Consider the following 16,934-nt stretch of genomic DNA (forward strand, 5'->3'; position numbering starts at 1 on the left):
TATTTTAATTTATTTGATCGTCATTTATTGTCTTCGTATCGTCAGGCCTCCACATTTATTTTTCAGTCATCTGATCCAAGGCAATATTCAGTTCAAGTACGTTTATTTTTTCAGGTCCAAACATACCCACAATTGGTTTTTGCACATGTGCATCCACTAGTGACTGTAAACTATTTGCATCTATCGCTCTTGCTTTGGCAATACGTGCAACTTGGATTTTGGCTGCGGCTACGGATATATCGGGATCCAGTCCACTACCGCTTGCTGTGACAAGATCTACAGGCACCTGCCCTCTTGACACTCCTGGATTATCCTTTAAAAATGTATCAATACGGGCTTTTACTTCTGTCAGATATTCCGGATTGGAAGGACCTTTATTGCTCCCTCCCGATCCGGCAGCATTGTACGCTACAGCTGATGGTCGCGACCAGAAATAAGCTTCATCAGTAAAAGACTGACCGATATTTTTATAATATTTCTGATCATGATAGCTTATAACCGCTCCCTTTCCGTGATTGGGTGCCAGTTGTGCGATTGCCCAGACAACAGCTGGATAGATGACTGCAAGCAGCAACAAAAGCACCACTGTGATCTTGATAGCGGGATAGATATGTGTTTTCATGTTAATTTTATAAATGATATTTTAGATAAATAGGGCGATCAATAGATCGATCGCTTTAATTCCGATAAAAGGTACGAGGATGCCCCCCACACCAAATACAAGTAAATTTCTGCGCAACAGCGCACTTGCACCAATAGGTTTATAGGTGACGCCTTTCAATGCCAATGGAATCAATAATGGGATAATGATCGCATTGAAGATCACTGCCGAGAGAATAGCGCTCTGAGGGCTATTCAAATGCATAATATTTAATCCTTGTAGTGCGGGAATTGCCGTGATAAACAACGCTGGGATAATGGCAAAGTACTTGGCGACATCGTTGGCAATACTGAAAGTGGTCAGCGTACCACGGGTCATCAATAATTGTTTTCCTATTTCCACTACTTCAATCAATTTCGTAGGGTCATTGTCCAGGTCTACCATGTTTCCCGCTTCTTTGGCGGCCTGGGTACCACTATTCATTGCTACACCTACATCTGCCTGTGCAAGAGCTGGTGCATCATTGGTACCATCCCCCATCATGGCAACCAATCGTCCATCTGCCTGCTCTTTCTTGATATAATTCATTTTATCTTCAGGCTTGGCTTCGGCAATAAAGTCATCCACACCTGCTTTGTCAGCGATATATTTTGCAGTCAGCGGGTTATCGCCGGTTACCATCACGGTCTTAATCCCCATTTTGCGCAGTCTTTCAAAACGCTCCTGAATACCGGGTTTAATCACATCCTGTAATTCGATCACACCAAGCACATGTTCATTCTCGGCCACGACCAATGGTGTCCCCCCATTTTGCGAGATGATCTTCACCCGTTCGTCTGTCTCAATGGGAAACGAATTCCCTGCCTTGGTCACGATATTACGTATCGCATCTGTCGCTCCCTTGCGGATACGTGTACCGTCAAAGTCTACCCCAGAGCTGCGTGTTTCAGCAGTGAACTTGATAAATACAGGTTCCTGAATGCCGTAAGTTGCAGGTTTTACTGCCGCCAATTCGACAATGGATTTTCCTTCTGGAGTTTCGTCAGACATGGAACTTAAAACGGCGGCACGCACCAAACTGTCCATTTCAACCGTATCTGCAGGATAAAAATTGGTCGCCTTCCGGTTTCCTATCGTAATCGTTCCTGTTTTGTCAAGGAGCAATACATCAATATCGCCTGCCGTTTCGACGGCCTTACCGCTTTTTGTGATGACATTCGCACGCAATGCCCTATCCATTCCGGCGATACCAATAGCAGACAATAGGCCTCCAATAGTCGTTGGTATCAAACACACAAAAAGTGATATAAAAGAAGCGATCGTGATACCTACATTGGCATAGTCAGCAAAGGGCTTTAGGGTAACAGTCACAATAATAAAAACAAGTGTGAACCCTGCTAAAAGTATCGTCAACGCAATTTCATTCGGCGTTTTCTGGCGACTGGCACCTTCAACCAAAGCGATCATCTTATCCAGAAAGCTTTCGCCTGGTTCAGTCGTAACCTGCACGACAATTCTGTCGGATAATACCTTCGTACCTCCGGTAACAGAACTTTTGTCGCCACCGGCTTCACGGATGACAGGAGCAGATTCCCCGGTGATGGCACTTTCGTCTATCGTCGCCAATCCTGCTATAATTTCGCCATCAAGTGGTATGATATCTCCTGCTTCACACACAAAGACATCATTCTTTTTTAACGCTGCAGAGGAAACTATCCGACCATCCTGTAGTTTAGCTGGTGTCTCCTCACGGGTTTTGCGAAGACTATCCGCCTGTGCTTTTCCGCGGGCTTCGGCTATCGCTTCCGCAAAATTCCCAAAAAGCAAGGTGAGGAACAGAATGACAAAGACAGTGAAATTGTACCCAAGGGCGCCCTGCGAGGTTTCCCCGGTCATTATCCAAACACAAACTGCGGCCATAATCAGCGTTCCGATTTCAACCGTGAACATCACTGGATTGCGGAACATTACCTTCGGATTTAGTTTCACGAAAGATTGTTTTAACGCTTGTTGTACAAGTTCTTTCTGAAACAATGTTTGTTGATTGCTCATTTCTAAAATTTTATTATTTTAATTATTGCATGGAGAAATATTCAGCGATCGGCCCTAAAGCCAATGCTGGGAAGAAGGATAGTGCTGCTACGATGACAATCACCGCAAATACCATCATTCCGAATGTACTCGTGTCCGTCTTCAGTGTACCTTCGCCCTCTGGAATAAATTTCTTCTCAGCCAAAAGTCCTGCTATCGCCACGGGGCCGATAATGGGTATAAATCGTCCGAGCAACAACACGATACCTGTGGAAATATTCCACCATAGGGTATTATCTCCCAACCCTTCGAAGCCACTTCCATTATTTGCCGCCGAAGAGGTATATTCATACAATATTTCGCTAAAACCGTGGAATCCAGGGTTGTTTAATGTAGACGCTCCCTGTGTTGGAAAGGCCGTCGCCAGTGCTGTACCAACGAGGATAAGAAAAGGGTGCGCCAGTGCCACAATCATAGCTATTTTCATCTCCCTGGCTTCGATCTTTTTACCCATAAATTCCGGGGTACGGCCGACCATTAATCCGCTAATGAATACCGCCAAAATGATGAAAATAAAGAAATTGAGTATTCCTGCCCCAACACCACCATAAAATGCATTGACCATCATCGCAACAAGTTCGTTCATACCGGACAATGGCATGTAACTGTCATGCATGGAATTCACTGAGCCTGTCGAAATCATAGTCGTTACTATGCTCCAGAAGCCAGACGCTACAGCGCCGATGCGGACTTCTTTACCCTCCATCGCACCGAGGGAAGTATCTATCCCCATCTGTGTTAAAGCTGGATTTCCCGCTGCTTCCATCCTGATATTTGGAATTGTCAGGATCAAGAAACCTATTGTCATGACCGCGAACATCATCCATGCGAACTTGCGTTTGCGGATAAAGAAACCAAATGCAAAAATCATGGCCATAGGAATAAGAAACTGAGCAACCATTTCTACCATGTTGGTCAAATAATTTGGGTTTTCCAATGGATGTGCGCTATTTGCGCCAAAAAATCCACCACCGTTTGTGCCAAGGTGTTTAATGGGAACAAACGCCGCAACAGGTCCCCTGCTCACCTGCACGGTGTCACCCTGCATATTGATCATGGTATCCCTCCCCTCCATCGTCATTGGTATCCCCTGAAAGACAAAGATTGCTGCGATCAGCAGACAAATGGGAAGTAGTATCCGCGTGCATGACTTGAGGAAAAACTCATAAAAGTTACCCAATTTCGTTGTGGTTTTATCGCTAAATGCCTTAAAAATGACTACCGCTGCTGCCATTCCAATACCGGCCGTAACAAACTGAAGAAACATCAACCAGATCTGACCGAAGTAACTCACTCCGGTTTCACCCGAATAATGCTGGAGATTACAGTTGACCAAAAAAGATATTGACGTATTGAAAGCAAGGTCAGCTGACATGCTTGGATTACCATCGGGATTCAAGGGTAAATGCCCCATATTCATCAATACGACCATACTCAATAGAAACCAAATAAAATTTATAGTCAAAAGAGCGACCAAATGTTGCTTCCAGGTCATCTGTACAGTCGGATCTATACCACTAATTCTATAAAACAAACGTTCCAAGGGTTGAAAAACAGGATCAAGTCCTGTTTTCTCGCCCGCATATACTTTGGCGATGTACCTGCCAAGTGGAATTCCCAACAGCAATGTGATCATAAACATTGCAACGATTCCAAAAATTTCTGTATTCATTTCAGTTGTGTAATTGTTGTTTGAAAGATTTTTACTGTCTACCTTATTCAATATTTTCTTTTACCCGCCAGAATCTGTTGCGCTGCGAGAAGAACTTTGGTGTAAACTGAATTTTAAGGTATTTTTAGTACTGCTAAAATTTTTCGGGTTTGAGGAGTACATAACAGATATATCCAAAAACCATGAGTGCTACTATAAATAAAGCTGTCATTTCTCTTATACTATTAATAAATTGCCTGTTGTTGCCTTTTTTGGATTTCCAAAAAAGAAAGCGGAAGACGGTCTTCAATCTTTATCCATTCTTCTACCGTATAGATCCGTTTTATTCCCGTCAAAGAGCGTACAAATAAATTTTCCATTATGTATTTGACGTAATGGTTACCCCGGCTATATAGTGTTCCCAAAAAGTGGATATGCCGGCACAACGTATCAATATCACGAGCAGCACTTAACGTGCGAAGGTGGTTGACCACAGCCTGTAGCGCTCCAGCAAAATTGTGTTTCCGAATCAGAAGATTAATTTCCGAACGGATCTCCCTGTAATGGAGTATCATATACAAACCGATCCGGTATTGATTTAATTTTTTCATCTTATGCTTTTTCAAAATTTAACTGATATACAGTTGATAGATCATCGTTAGGATCAAAATGATCATCACAACCTTTGCGATGCGATCCATAGGTAATTTTCTTGGAGCTATATGCTCCTTATTTTCATTTAAATCTTTCATGGCTGACGTTGACTTAAGTGCTGTTCTATTTTGCGTTTTCCTAAATTTTCTCGAAGAAATCCACCATTTTAAAGAATAGCCAAAAACAAAGCAGTCCAGTTAGTATCAGTACGAGTGTTATCATTATTGTGGGGATTATTAGTAAAGATTCGTAAACTATTTCCTATCGTTTTTAGGGATATTATATCTATCCCCGGTTTGTATTTGAACTTCACGTTCGGCGGACTTTTTGACGATTCTATTGTTTTTCTGATCATTTCCATTTTATGCTTTGTCCCTATAGGCCAAACAGCATTCCACAGTTGCTATAAGAAACATAAACAACTATAAAACAATAAATTAAAAATAAAAAGCTAAAAATTAAACCGATGAGACCTTATCAAAATGATAGGGTAATTTTATCAAAATGAGAACTGATTTATGATAGGAACTTTCATAAATATCGGATTCATAAACTGCTAACAGCAGATTAATTGGTGACTAATAACGCGTTTTTCTCAGGCGAGAATTGGCTGCAACTTACAGTAAATTAAATTTCTGGGCTATCTTCTAAGTTGTCAACGGAAATTGGTTTATCTAAAGAAAAATTTATATTGATTCCATAAGGATCACAAATGTTGAATAGGCCTACAGCAAACCGTAATACCCATTCCTCCTCCTCGTCGTAAAGAATAATATATAAAGTGGTATTTCTTCTTCAAAAAAACGGTTGTTCACAGCAATCCGGATAGAACAAACAAATGTTTCTTCAGTACATTCTAATATCCCAAAATTCACCTTCAAAGTTTTATTACCCATGCCCTTAAATTAAAAAACAAATAGTATTCGTGAACAAAAAAAATAAAAAACATGAATAATATGTAAATTGGACTATAAAGATAGATCTTGGAATTAAACTTACATAAAAAGAATGCAGGAGAATAAATACGACGAGCCCAAATTCTTTGAAGAATATGGCAAAATGTATCGGTCGCAGAAGAGCTTATCAGCAGCTGGTGAATGGATTCGTGTAACAAATTCGCATAAATGTCTGTATTTATAAAAGAAAGTAAACATTAAAAATTATTTTAGTGCATCAAATTCCTAAGAACACTTCATATACGACAAACTTTAAACAATGATAAACTTAAACCTATTCAAAAAAATCGTTATAGCTGTCTTTATCGGCAGCCTATTCTATTCTTGTAAAAATGATACGAGTGCCCCAAATACACTAAGTGAAAAGGAACAAGAAGAGGGCTGGCAGCTGCTATTTGATGGCACAACATTGAACAACTGGCATACATACAACAATGAAAAAAAAGCACCGACTGCTTGGGTGGTAAGAAACGGCACAATCTACTGTGACCCGAACAACGAAAGTCAAAAATACGACCTTGTTTCCAACAGTGACTATAGAAATTACGAATTCAAATTTGAATGGAAACTTGAAAAGGAAGGCAATAGCGGTATTTTTGTCAATGTTCAAGAGCGGCCTGACATCAATGCAACTTATCATTCAGGTCCAGAATATCAACTGCTCGCTGATTCGCATCCCGACTTTGATAAACCGTTGAAACGCGCAGGTTGTTTGTATATGTTTTTACCGCAACAAAATTTTGTCAATACCAAAGCAAAAGATGCGTGGAACCAATCGAGCATTGTACAGAAAGATGGTAAGATCACATTCTATCTAAATGGCACAGTTACAGCAGAAATGGATTTCAATTCACAGAAATGGAAGGATCTGGTGAAACACAGTACCTTCAAAGATTTTCCAGAATTCGGTAAACATACAAGTGGAAAGCTTGCTCTTCAAGACTGGTCAAGGGGTGTATCCTTTAGAAATATAAAAATAAAACAGCTGTAATCGCTCCGATAAAAGGCTTCGGAAGTCCTTCGTCTTGATATAAACGAAGGACTTTTTTTGTGGCTTATTTTGCCTATTCATTCAAACTATTTGTTTATTTAGTACCTGATCTGGACGGTAGAAATAACGAATAAAGTCCAAGTGGTTAACTACAATTTACAATCGCTCCTAGTTTTGAAGTTGAGCATCGTTTTACCAGATACCTTGGTAAAATTAGCATTTACTGTTCGAAAATGAACAGCTATATCCGTCATCGGACATTTCAAAATTTTATAAAAATCATATCTAACTCATAACGAATAAGCTATGAATTGGGCAAAATAATTGTTATCCCCTAATTAGTTAAAAATCCTAAATAATATCTTTAAGTTTATTCTATCATTTGCTTTTGTTTTCAGTTTCAGTTTCAAAATATAAAGCTGCAATGATAGTTTAAATAATCATTTGGGAGAATTTGTCAATCTGAAGCCAGGCCGAAAATTGACAAGTATTGATTCCAGCTACACAACACTTCCTTATCCGAAACAGGCGGCCATCATCATCAACGGTGGAAATAGAAGCACAGCTGAGCAATTTCTGCTTGAGGCTAAACAAAGTAAAAAAGTGAAACTCTTTGGTATAACAACTGCTGGAGCATTGGATATCTCCAATATGTATTTTGTAGAGTCACCCTGTAAAGAATATAGGTTGGGCTATGCACTCAGCAAAAGTTACCGTATCCCTGATATGGCTATAGACAATAAAGGTATACAACCAGATTATTACATTGACCAAACTATACTAGACTCGCAATGGGTTGACCACGTAAGTAATGTACTGGAAAATTCAAAATAATAATGATGAATTTACGCTACACACAGATTAATACTGTTAACAGCTTCCCAAAGGTATGCTATCAGAGGTGTTTTGGGAAACATAATACCGGAAGCATTATACAGAATGCCGCTCTTACAAGTCAGCGGAGTTATCGCAAATCAACACGCGCATCTATCCAAAAATAAGCCTGATTTTTGCGGAATAGATCATCGGGTATTTGGTGGTTGTAAATCAATTCTTCCAAAGTATTGAAGTTGTAGCGTAACATATCGTCATTTTTGAATTGTATAGGCCGTAAAATTGCGTCCTCATCATCAATAAAAATATCTGACTCGAAAAGATTAATTTTATTTGTAGTGACCCAGGCCACGGCAGCAACTTTGTCCATTTTTATCAAGGCTTTCGACGCTTCTTGATATTGTTTCATTTCCCAGGGGAGATCTTCAGGGTAGTGGGAGGCAACATAATCCTGATATATTTTTATATCTCCTATACGCAAGCATTCATTGCGAAGCAATAGCCTTGTTGTATCGCGCGCAAAGCTCATATAGTCAGGATGCATAAACAATCCGTATCGTTTACTATACATTGCGATCTTATCTGCCAATTCTTGCCTCATAATTTATGTAGGCAACAAAAATCATCCCAACATCCTTTTTAGCAACAGATTTTGAGCTATATTATTGATTTTTTTGCAAAAAACTGTGATTTATCTAAAGTCGATGAGAACACGCAAGGTATAAAGTCTAATTTTTCATACAATAGAAGGATTCTGATAACACACTTTTTAAAACAATGCGATATCAGAATCCACTGAAGGTTTATTAAAATATTTTTAAACCGATGATACCCGCCACAATTAGCGTCGCCGACAAGAGTCTGAAGACATTTGCCGAGTCGCCAAAGAAGAATATTCCCACTAACAAGGTACCAACGGCACCTAATCCTGTCCACACCGCATAAGCGGTACCTATCGGAATTGCTTTTTGCGCATAAAACAGTAGCCCCCACTGATCGTCATCGAGATAACGGCTAATATAATCCAGTTAAATTTATTCCCTTCTGGCTGTTGTGCCATCTTCAATCCCAAGGGCCAGCCAATTTCAAAAATACCAGCGACAATTAATGCAATCCAATTCATTTTTAATCGTTTAAAATATACAGTACAAAAGTAATGTGTCCCTTTTCGATCTCTTCATTAAGATGCCCGTACCTTTTGAGTTGCTGAATTAATGGATTCATAACTAATTTTTAAACGATGACTAATTATTTTCAATACTAAGCATTACCTCTAATCAAAATTTTGGGAATACAAAACTCTCAAAAAAGCAGTACATAAATAAGCTAAGCATAAAATATCTTTGCTTAAATAACAAAACGGGCCATACAGGTAATCTACTTTGAAAAAAGGGAAAACAAAAGTCTGAAGATATGCAAGAAAGCTAAACAACTTATCCCCACCTCCTAGGGGTGGAAGGAAGGTGAGTCCCTCTCGTGACAAACAAGTTATATCGCCTGAATAATATCCGCCATATTCAAACGCGACTTGGCTGTTATGCTAGGTTGATTAGAATCCTCCACATTTCGGTAACCAATAGCAACAGCAAATAAAGTATGATATTGTTCAAGCCCTAAAACATGATCATAGCTTTCATTTTCAATCCCTTCCATCGGAGTCGCATCGATTTGGTTCGCTGCACATGCTGCGAGAAAAAATCCCAAAGAAAGATATACTTGCTGTTTCATCCAAGATTGCACATGCTGCTCTCCCTTTGATTTCAAAAAACGATGATAATAATTTATCGAACCTTCAGGTAATGTGCCGTTGATCTGCTCTTCAAATCGTTCCACATCATTAAGTGCACTAAAGACCACAAGATGACTGGCCTCATTAATTTTTTCCGCATTCCAATAAGATGCTTCAGCTAGTTTCGTTTTTGTCTCCCCATCTGAAATAAAGAAAAACTTCCACGGCTGACTATTGATGGAAGAAGGACTCAACCGAAGTATTTCTTTTAGTTCAGCGATCTTGTCCGCTGAGATTCTTTCCGTCGAATTATACTTCTTTGTTGTATAACGCTCTTTTGCTGTTTCTAAAAATGCCATAACATACAATTTTAAATTAACTATATTTTTTATAGTTGCAAACTTAAATATAGTATTATATATTTGCAATAACGGTCAAATTTGATAGTAACAGATGTATTTGATAGACAATAAACAATACCCATGCAGTACAAGCCTGACAATGAAATACATAGGCGGTAAGTGGAAGGCAGTCATCCTCATCCATTTAATTGAAAAAAAACGTTACAATGAACTGAGAAAAGAATGTGCATTGATTACAGAGCGTACGTTGAGCCTACAGCTGAAGGAATTAGAAGCTGACGGTTTGGTTAAGCGCACGGTACATACCGATAAAGCCCCCTTAAAGGTAGATTATGAACTTACAGAATTTGGAAAGACACTGATTCCCTTATTGGAGTCTATTGCACTTTGGGGCAGAGACACTGCAACTAGAACTGCAGGGATTCAACAGATAAAATAATAGGTAGATATAATTTCAATACTTATCAGTAAATATTTTTCTACTTCAATCAAAGCTAATATCTTCACGGTTCATATAGAGTGAGAATTCAGTAAGCATTAAAACTTGATCTATTTCCAAAGCCATAATCAAAGCTGATATTTAACTAGATAACATACGCTGTCAAAAGCGTTTTAATCAGGAAGCTTCCGTCCCTGTTTGCTTCCTGATTAAAACTGAAATACAATGGTTGTAGCTGCTATCTGCCAGAATCTGATCAGAAGCTCTCTTCGACCAATTCTTTATTGACCATCGCTCCTGCGAGATTACCTGCAGCAACTGCATTGGAAACAGAACGCATCATGCTGGCATTATCGCCACAAGCAAAAACTCCCATAACTGAAGTTTTTTGAAAATTGTCGACGACAATATGCCCCTGTTCTGTTAGGTCACAGCCTAATTCAACTGGAATACCTGAATGCTGTTTAAAAGGAAGTGCTGCATACAATGCAGCAAATGTCCTTGAGCTGTTATCCTCGAAAACTACTTTTTCTAGCCATCCATCCTTATGTTGTACTTTGGTAACCTTTTTTTCAATAACAGCTATACCATGCTTTTCCAATTTCTTTACCTGCTCAGATTCAAAATTAGCCTTCCCCGACGTCAATATTGTCAGGTTTGATGTGAGATTATTAACCAGTGAAGCCAAATGCAAAGCTCTATCTCCATTGGCCATAATTGCTGTTTTCTTTCCGCTAAATTCATAACCGTGGCAGTAGGGACAATGAATAACAGAAATCCCCCAACAAGCTGAAAAACCTTGAATACTGGGCATTACATCCTCTATTCCTGTAGCAAAAATTATTTTTTTCGCGCTAAAAGCTTCGCCGTCTGTTGTGTTTATTTCAAAACCATCATTCGTTTTCTTTCCACTTGCAGCGAGTCCTTGCTGAAAACGTACTGTTGGATAATTTAATACTTGCTCTTTAGCTTTCTGAGCAATTACCAATGGTTGTTCTCCATCATGTGTAATGAAATTATGTGAATGCGGTGTTTGCCTATTACAGGGCAAACCGCTATCAATAATCAATACCCGTCGTAAGGAACGCCCCAATGCCATAGCTGCAGAAAGACCAGCATAACTTCCACCAACAATAATTACATCAAAAGTTTTATCTTCTTTCATTTTTATATAGTTTATTTTAAACGCTGTCATTTATTTTTTGTATTCGAAAAATTGTTTTCATCAGCGTATATTTTGAATTTCCCCAGGACGCTATAAGCCATTCGTCCCGATAAGTGAATCGAAGAAACCATCAGCGTCACCTGTTGTTATTTTTGTTTTTTTTCCTTTTTACAGATAATCAAATAAAAGGGATAATTCTCCTCCACTTCCTGGATCTCAATCAATCCATATTTTTCAAATGCTGCGTGAATAGATTGCAAATCATAAAAGAATATTTTAACACCTCCAAACAATTCAAAACGATCTGGACCTATAGCAGTCCCCTGTCCATAAATAGCTGCCTGTTTTGACACTGTTGTAAAGATCATGTAACCATTATCGCACAACTGGGCATAACAATCATGTATAAATTTAGCCCGCTCGTCAGCCCCCAGCAGATGGATTAACCCATAGCAAAAGATTCCTCCATATGTTTTGCTATCGAAAGGCATATCAGTGATCGAACCATGATAAATAATTGTTTGGGCTCCGAAATGTTTTCGGGCCAGTTCGATTGCGGTTTTGGATAGCTCAATCCCTGTAATACCAATTCCATTTTCTAGAAATACATGTCCATTCCGGCCATAACCGAAACCCGGAATTAGGATTTCTTTTATGCTCTTCGCTAAAAAGAAATCTTTTGCTATTTGCGCTGAACAGGCAGGACTTCCGCCCCACATCTCTCCTTTTTCCTTAAAACTACGTTCCCAAAACTCCATGTTTATAGCTTTTATAGTGATACACTGTATTGAATTCCGCTTACAATAATCCTGCAATTACAGTAAAGATAAACGAAGATAAGTTTTTTTATTATTGCAACTATGTAGCAATAATATTAATGCAATTAAATTGCAAATAAATTACATTTAAAGAGTGTGCTGCCAATAATGGTTATTTATCAGTATTGAAAAATGCAGTATTACAAGGATATCTTTGTCTCTCGATTAGAATACATCCTTTGCTAAAGAAAATATGAAAAAAACAAAGACATTTTTTGCGGCGTCATTGCTTCCCTTTTTTGCCATGCAGGTGACAGCACAGAAATTAGACAAGATGACCTGGTTTAACGAACCATCGGAATGGACAGTCAGTAACAACGCACTTGTCATGTTTGTTACTCCCAAAAGCGACTATTGGCGCGTATCACATTATGGATTTACAGTGGATGACGCGCCTTTTTTCTACACCGAACGCGGTGGTGAATTTGAAGTAAAAGTCAAGATTTCGGCTAAATATAAAACTCGCTTTGATCAAGCGGGTCTTATGCTACGGATAGATCATGAAAATTATATAAAAGCAGGAATAGAATTTGTCGATGGAAAGTATAACCTGAGTACGGTTGTCACCCATCGGACCAGTGACTGGAGTATTATACCGGTAGACAAAGAAACTCCTTTTATATGGATAAAAGCTGTTCGCAGACTAGATGCTGTTGAATTCTTTTATTCTTTTGATGATAAGGAATATGTGATGATGAGAAATGCTTGGCTACAAGATAACAAGCCCGTATTGGTTGGTGTGATGGGGGCATCACCAGATGGTGAAGGTTTCCAGGCCAATTTTGAACACTTTAGCATCAAACATCTTCCCGACCAGCGCCGAACAAAATGGCTAAAAGAAAATAGTGCCAATTGATCAGAATCGTCAAGTCTGTCGAAAGAGTTGTATTTGACAGACTTGTTATTATGATGAAGTATCTTCTTGCTTATACATTTTATCGTATATACTGATCGCTTCGTGCAAATTGCGAACCCGTAGTTTTTGTAGAATGTTTTGGCGATGCCGGTTGACGGTATTGACGCTCAGGCCTAACTTTTCAGCAATGTCCTTGCTGATCATCCCTCCTCTTACGCAATGCAAAATCTCCCGCTCCCTAGCACTCATGACATCCTTTACATCTCGTTTATTCAGTAAATAGACATCACCACTTACCTGATTAAAGATATAATTCTTATTCACTTGTTGATCTTCCTTTTCGGGCAATAGCGTATAACAGCACAATGCCAACTGGGGAAATTCTTTAGCGGAAGTATCCAGATAGACGATCTGATGCGACATCAGCATATTCTTCCCATCTTTTCCTTCCACACGGAGTATACTATTTGCCTGGTAGTGAAAACGTTCCTTCGGATCTACCTTCTTGACCATATCAAGAAATTGCAGTTCAAGCCTATGTTTTACAGCCAGATCTTCAGGATGTATGCGCGCCAAGAGAAAGTCCTCCCATATACTATTTATTTCCAATTTTCTTTTGGGCGATGACAGGTGTAGACGTTCGGCAATCGCTCCCATAAAGGTAAAGCTCCAATTTGCCGTCAGATCGCTGAGTACCACAATGCCATTGTGAATGTCAGCATAGGTTTTCGCATACTGCTTATAGTATTTTAAAACCGATAAGTCTACGCTCGTATTTCGTAAACCTTTACCAACAAGATTTTTATTTAATGTCTTTTTTAAATCCGATTCCATCGTTCAATATTTCGCAAGTTTATGGACAGTTTTGGAGAACCATTTTTAATGTATGCTCCATGTGACCAAACTTTTCGCGACTTTTATAAGATAAACATTTACGCTTTAAAAAGAAAGACCGATCCGGATATAAGGCAAAGTTGCCTCCTTACTAAAGCCCAATACTCCTTGAATCGTAAGAAGCTCTCCAGGTATAAAATAAATTCCGCCGCCATAACCCATATGCCATGTATTTGAACTTTCAGCTGTCATCCAAACGCGTCCAATATCGTAAAATCCAATTGCGCCAACAGTCCCGGGAACAAGATAAGACGAATAACTAAACAGCTTCAAGCGCATGTCAAAATTATTGAATACCGCTGTTTTTCCTGTAAATCGCCGTGAATTATATCCACGCAAGCTTATCTCACCACCAATCTGTGCGTGTTGATAAAAATAAGGATCTCCCCAAACAACATCTACCCCTGTTCTATTCGCAAATGTGATGTAGTCGTTAGCGACAGTTTTATAAAAGCTCATCACGTGCTGTAGCTTTGTATATTTCCGGGTCTCGCCACCAATTTCGGCATTCCAGCCCAATCTTGTATGGATATGTACACCTGATTTTGAATTTGCGGCGTTATCACGCGTATCGTAATCTATACCCCCTGTAATACCTGTAAAAAAATTACTTCCATAGATAGGTTCAGCAGGAAATTCAGCCTTAAATTCTTCAAAGTATTTTCCTACATTATTAGCCTCTTTACTGTTGTAATATTCAGAAGATGAACCATAAAATAATTTCAGTTTAGGATTTAGATATTTTTCCAGAAAAATATCACCACTTACAATATCAAATCTATTTCGATAGTAAGAAATACTTCTTGAATCTGATTTTTCAAACAAGGTATTGTTTCCATAACCAAAAAAATTACTCAGATTTCTGGGGCCAAGTGAGGAAAGATGAATAGAAAGATCCTGATCTGCAAATAATTTCTTAAAATGGCCTTTATAATCAAACATAAATGATTCGCGACCTGTCAAATAACTGGCCATAAATTGGTGCCGATAAGCATAAGGCTTCTTCCGAAACCCCTGATTTTCGATCAGATATCCCAATCCGAAAATCAGTCCACGATCAACACCATAATCCAGATTCAATACGACTCCTTTACGATCGTATACAAAATTATCGTACTCAAATTGGTGAACAGCAGTATCTGCACTTAATTTTAATCGTACATTTTTATCAACCTGAATACCAGAACCCGGTTGATCTTTTGAGTCATAGATATATACTTTATGACCATTGCTAAATTTACCAGAGGTACGGTATATGTCATCACCATTTCCACCTATCAAACGAATTTTGACAGGAGATCGACCAGATCCATGTAGTTTAAATTCATCTGATCCGGCGATCCCATAGATCCGGACTTCTTCCGTTTGTCCAGGCAAAAAAGTACGTTTCAAGAGTCTTCGCCCTTCGGATCCATCTTTTTTCTTGTTGTGTATATCAATGGTGACAGAACCATCTTTATTGTAGTCAACATCAACAAACTCAGATTTGGCGGATAAAGGCAAATCGACCACACGGGCAAGAAAACGATAATACGTTAGTCCACTCTGCATAAGTTCATCCCTTCTTGACCGAATATTTGTTTCCAGCTCCTTCGCGCTTAATTTTACGATGGTATCCGGCATGGCCAACATAGCCTGATGGATCAGCGAATCCGTAAGCGTCTTCTGAACAAATTTTATTTCATCTACCCATTCATCCTCTGTCAGGTGGGTAAGAAAAAAGTGATCAAAATGGCGGGCGTTAAAATTCCAATGTGGCACATTACGTATATGGGGACTATAGGCCTGCAAATGGGCTTTTAACCATTGATAGGAAAGTAAAGTAGGAAACAAACCTGATGTTTTATAATACACCTTATCCCGATCTCGCGGCACAGGTGTATAAATCTTCTTACCCTTTTCTTTTTCAGGATCCCAGCGCCAATTATCTTCATGACGATCCCAATCTCCCAATGCAAAATCAAGTAATCTTGAACGTAAAGTTAGTTTTTGATCAATTTGCGTATCATTATCTTCTAGCACTTTCCGAATGACTTTTGCACTATTGTCAGTTTTTTCGTCTTCAAAGGGGGTACGGGCTTCAAACATATAAGGCCTATTTTTAAACACCTCCCGATATTCACCGAATCCCGGATCATCTCCAACGAAAACAAGTTCGGGAGATGAATGTGGAATACCCAAAGCCGTGTTAAACGGAGGAACAGTTAATGCACCGAATGGATGATGTATTGAAATCTGATCCTGAACGATATCTTTTGCAAATGTCTTTCGAAGGCTTTCAGGAAGACTACGTTCTGGATATTTCTGAATGGATCTTAATACCCATTCCCTCCCTGAAGGATCGGCCATCCGAAGCGACTGGGTTTGCATCCCCCCGCCCAGTTTGACTATACGAAGCCCCCTCTTTTCCGTTTTAAAATCCATTATACGCATTTTTACGGGCGTACTATATAATTTACGATAGCTGTCTCCCAACCAGAACCTATGAACCGCACCTACTCGATCATACTCAGGAGCAATGATAGTTGTTATGCTGTCAACTTGTTGAGCATATGAGCTCAAGGCACAGCAGCACGTAATCAATGTTAGGATTCTTCTCATATTGCTTAAGTCGGTCGTGAGGAAAATATGGCTAAAGTTCACATTTTAAAGCATGGAATCAAAAACTTTCTGTTCCTTTTTTAGTTTAAACCCCATGTGCTCATAAAATTTATGACTTTCTGTCCGAAGGACGCTAACTCTTACACGCAAACGAAAATACCCTATATTTTTTAAAAAGTTAAATGTATTCAAGAGAGAAACCCAATCATCATACAAATAACAGCATCATAATTATTCATCCAATAAACGACGTTGATAATTGATCTGCCCCAATGGTAGGTTAAATGCACCA

18 protein-coding genes are annotated in these 16,934 nt (G+C 39.1%); 4 read left to right on the forward strand and 14 right to left on the reverse strand.

The window, feature by feature from the left end; translation table 11 throughout:
- Positions 1-55: 55 nt before the first annotated feature.
- The 6 genes from HPC41_RS13210 to HPC41_RS25600 form a co-directional block, all read right to left on the reverse strand.
- Positions 56-622, reverse strand: a complete 567-nt coding sequence (locus HPC41_RS13210) for a K(+)-transporting ATPase subunit C (protein ID WP_172394464.1) — start codon at positions 620-622, stop codon at positions 56-58.
- A gap of 21 nt (positions 623-643) precedes the next feature.
- Positions 644-2,653: a potassium-transporting ATPase subunit KdpB gene (gene kdpB, locus HPC41_RS13215; RefSeq protein WP_172394465.1), complete on the reverse strand. Its 2,010-nt coding sequence runs from the start codon at positions 2,651-2,653 to the stop codon at positions 644-646.
- Between the two features lie 22 nt (positions 2,654-2,675).
- Complete coding sequence (gene kdpA, locus HPC41_RS13220; RefSeq protein ID WP_172394466.1) at positions 2,676-4,364, reverse strand: potassium-transporting ATPase subunit KdpA; 1,689 nt, start codon at positions 4,362-4,364, stop codon at positions 2,676-2,678.
- A 133-nt stretch (positions 4,365-4,497) separates the two neighbouring features.
- Positions 4,498-4,575, reverse strand: coding sequence for a potassium-transporting ATPase subunit F (locus HPC41_RS25810; protein WP_172394954.1), 78 nt, complete (start codon positions 4,573-4,575; stop codon positions 4,498-4,500).
- 13 nt (positions 4,576-4,588) lie between these two features.
- Positions 4,589-4,954 carry a DUF7674 family protein gene (locus HPC41_RS13230; protein ID WP_172393928.1) on the reverse strand — a complete coding sequence of 122 codons (366 nt, stop codon included), beginning with the start codon at positions 4,952-4,954 and terminating at the stop codon, positions 4,589-4,591.
- An 18-nt stretch (positions 4,955-4,972) separates the two neighbouring features.
- Positions 4,973-5,095: a hypothetical protein gene (locus HPC41_RS25600; RefSeq protein ID WP_281358814.1), complete on the reverse strand. Its 123-nt coding sequence runs from the start codon at positions 5,093-5,095 to the stop codon at positions 4,973-4,975.
- Between the two features lie 1,117 nt (positions 5,096-6,212).
- Between HPC41_RS25600 and HPC41_RS13235 the strand changes: the two genes are divergently transcribed.
- Both HPC41_RS13235 and HPC41_RS13240 read left to right on the forward strand, forming a co-directional pair.
- The gene (locus HPC41_RS13235) at positions 6,213-6,944 is read left to right on the forward strand and encodes a 3-keto-disaccharide hydrolase (protein WP_172394467.1); all 732 of its coding nucleotides are present in this window, start codon (positions 6,213-6,215) and stop codon (positions 6,942-6,944) included.
- Between the two features lie 444 nt (positions 6,945-7,388).
- A complete protein-coding gene (locus HPC41_RS13240) occupies positions 7,389-7,778 on the forward strand; it encodes a S41 family peptidase (protein ID WP_172394468.1) in 390 nt (129 codons plus the stop codon).
- Positions 7,779-7,908: 130 nt separating this feature from the next.
- On the opposite strand, the gene HPC41_RS13245 is transcribed toward HPC41_RS13240, so the two are convergent.
- The 4 genes from HPC41_RS13245 to HPC41_RS13255 form a co-directional block, all read right to left on the reverse strand.
- Entirely contained in the window at positions 7,909-8,379 is a 471-nt protein-coding gene (locus tag HPC41_RS13245; RefSeq protein WP_172394469.1) for a hypothetical protein, read from the reverse strand.
- 205 nt (positions 8,380-8,584) lie between these two features.
- Positions 8,585-8,716 (reverse strand): SMR family transporter, encoded by a 132-nt coding sequence (locus HPC41_RS25695; RefSeq protein WP_343043826.1) that lies wholly within the window; start codon positions 8,714-8,716, stop codon positions 8,585-8,587.
- Between the two features lie 14 nt (positions 8,717-8,730).
- Positions 8,731-8,901, reverse strand: coding sequence for an SMR family transporter (locus HPC41_RS25370; protein ID WP_246250636.1), 171 nt, complete (start codon positions 8,899-8,901; stop codon positions 8,731-8,733).
- A gap of 365 nt (positions 8,902-9,266) precedes the next feature.
- The gene (locus HPC41_RS13255) at positions 9,267-9,866 is read right to left on the reverse strand and encodes a nitroreductase family protein (protein WP_172394470.1); all 600 of its coding nucleotides are present in this window, start codon (positions 9,864-9,866) and stop codon (positions 9,267-9,269) included.
- 142 nt (positions 9,867-10,008) lie between these two features.
- On the opposite strand from HPC41_RS13255, the gene HPC41_RS13260 reads away from it, so the two are divergent.
- Entirely contained in the window at positions 10,009-10,308 is a 300-nt protein-coding gene (locus HPC41_RS13260; protein WP_216660748.1) for a winged helix-turn-helix transcriptional regulator, read from the forward strand.
- Positions 10,309-10,564: 256 nt separating this feature from the next.
- Here the strand turns inward: HPC41_RS13260 and HPC41_RS13265 are convergent, their stop codons facing one another.
- Entirely contained in the window at positions 10,565-11,473 is a 909-nt protein-coding gene (locus HPC41_RS13265) for an NAD(P)/FAD-dependent oxidoreductase (RefSeq protein WP_172394472.1), read from the reverse strand.
- A gap of 146 nt (positions 11,474-11,619) precedes the next feature.
- Positions 11,620-12,231, reverse strand: coding sequence for a class I SAM-dependent methyltransferase (locus HPC41_RS13270; protein ID WP_172394473.1), 612 nt, complete (start codon positions 12,229-12,231; stop codon positions 11,620-11,622).
- A 253-nt stretch (positions 12,232-12,484) separates the two neighbouring features.
- On the opposite strand from HPC41_RS13270, the gene HPC41_RS13275 reads away from it, so the two are divergent.
- A complete protein-coding gene (locus tag HPC41_RS13275; RefSeq protein ID WP_172394474.1) occupies positions 12,485-13,147 on the forward strand; it encodes a DUF1349 domain-containing protein in 663 nt (220 codons plus the stop codon).
- Positions 13,148-13,195: 48 nt separating this feature from the next.
- Here HPC41_RS13275 and HPC41_RS13280 read toward each other — a convergent pair whose 3' ends face one another.
- Complete coding sequence (locus HPC41_RS13280) at positions 13,196-13,981, reverse strand: response regulator transcription factor (RefSeq protein WP_172394475.1); 786 nt, start codon at positions 13,979-13,981, stop codon at positions 13,196-13,198.
- A gap of 105 nt (positions 13,982-14,086) precedes the next feature.
- Entirely contained in the window at positions 14,087-16,465 is a 2,379-nt protein-coding gene (locus tag HPC41_RS13285; RefSeq protein ID WP_216660749.1) for a BamA/TamA family outer membrane protein, read from the reverse strand.
- Positions 16,466-16,934 lie beyond the last annotated feature (469 nt).

Source organism: Sphingobacterium prati (assembly GCF_013167215.1).
Taxonomy (GTDB): Bacteria; Bacteroidota; Bacteroidia; order Sphingobacteriales; family Sphingobacteriaceae; genus Sphingobacterium; species Sphingobacterium prati.

What these genes read in the sequence shown, in the direction of transcription:
- HPC41_RS13280 (WP_172394475.1), bottom strand. Translation starts at nt 13,981, where the DNA reads ATGGAATCGGATTTAAAAAAGACATTAAATAAAAATCTTGTTGGTAAA.
- HPC41_RS13275 (WP_172394474.1), top strand. Translation starts at nt 12,485, where the DNA reads ATGAAAAAAACAAAGACATTTTTTGCGGCGTCATTGCTTCCCTTTTTT.
- HPC41_RS13285 (WP_216660749.1), bottom strand. Translation starts at nt 16,465, where the DNA reads ATGGATTTTAAAACGGAAAAGAGGGGGCTTCGTATAGTCAAACTGGGC.
- HPC41_RS13265 (WP_172394472.1), bottom strand. Translation starts at nt 11,473, where the DNA reads ATGAAAGAAGATAAAACTTTTGATGTAATTATTGTTGGTGGAAGTTAT.
- HPC41_RS25810 (WP_172394954.1), bottom strand. Translation starts at nt 4,575, where the DNA reads ATGACAGCTTTATTTATAGTAGCACTCATGGTTTTTGGATATATCTGT.
- HPC41_RS13210 (WP_172394464.1), bottom strand. Translation starts at nt 622, where the DNA reads ATGAAAACACATATCTATCCCGCTATCAAGATCACAGTGGTGCTTTTG.
- HPC41_RS25370 (WP_246250636.1), bottom strand. Translation starts at nt 8,901, where the DNA reads ATGAATTGGATTGCATTAATTGTCGCTGGTATTTTTGAAATTGGCTGG.
- HPC41_RS13230 (WP_172393928.1), bottom strand. Translation starts at nt 4,954, where the DNA reads ATGAAAAAATTAAATCAATACCGGATCGGTTTGTATATGATACTCCAT.
- HPC41_RS25600 (WP_281358814.1), bottom strand. Translation starts at nt 5,095, where the DNA reads ATGAAAGATTTAAATGAAAATAAGGAGCATATAGCTCCAAGAAAATTA.
- HPC41_RS13260 (WP_216660748.1), top strand. Translation starts at nt 10,009, where the DNA reads ATGAAATACATAGGCGGTAAGTGGAAGGCAGTCATCCTCATCCATTTA.
- HPC41_RS13270 (WP_172394473.1), bottom strand. Translation starts at nt 12,231, where the DNA reads ATGGAGTTTTGGGAACGTAGTTTTAAGGAAAAAGGAGAGATGTGGGGC.
- HPC41_RS13235 (WP_172394467.1), top strand. Translation starts at nt 6,213, where the DNA reads ATGATAAACTTAAACCTATTCAAAAAAATCGTTATAGCTGTCTTTATC.
- kdpB (WP_172394465.1), bottom strand. Translation starts at nt 2,653, where the DNA reads ATGAGCAATCAACAAACATTGTTTCAGAAAGAACTTGTACAACAAGCG.
- HPC41_RS13255 (WP_172394470.1), bottom strand. Translation starts at nt 9,866, where the DNA reads ATGGCATTTTTAGAAACAGCAAAAGAGCGTTATACAACAAAGAAGTAT.
- HPC41_RS13245 (WP_172394469.1), bottom strand. Translation starts at nt 8,379, where the DNA reads ATGAGGCAAGAATTGGCAGATAAGATCGCAATGTATAGTAAACGATAC.
- kdpA (WP_172394466.1), bottom strand. Translation starts at nt 4,364, where the DNA reads ATGAATACAGAAATTTTTGGAATCGTTGCAATGTTTATGATCACATTG.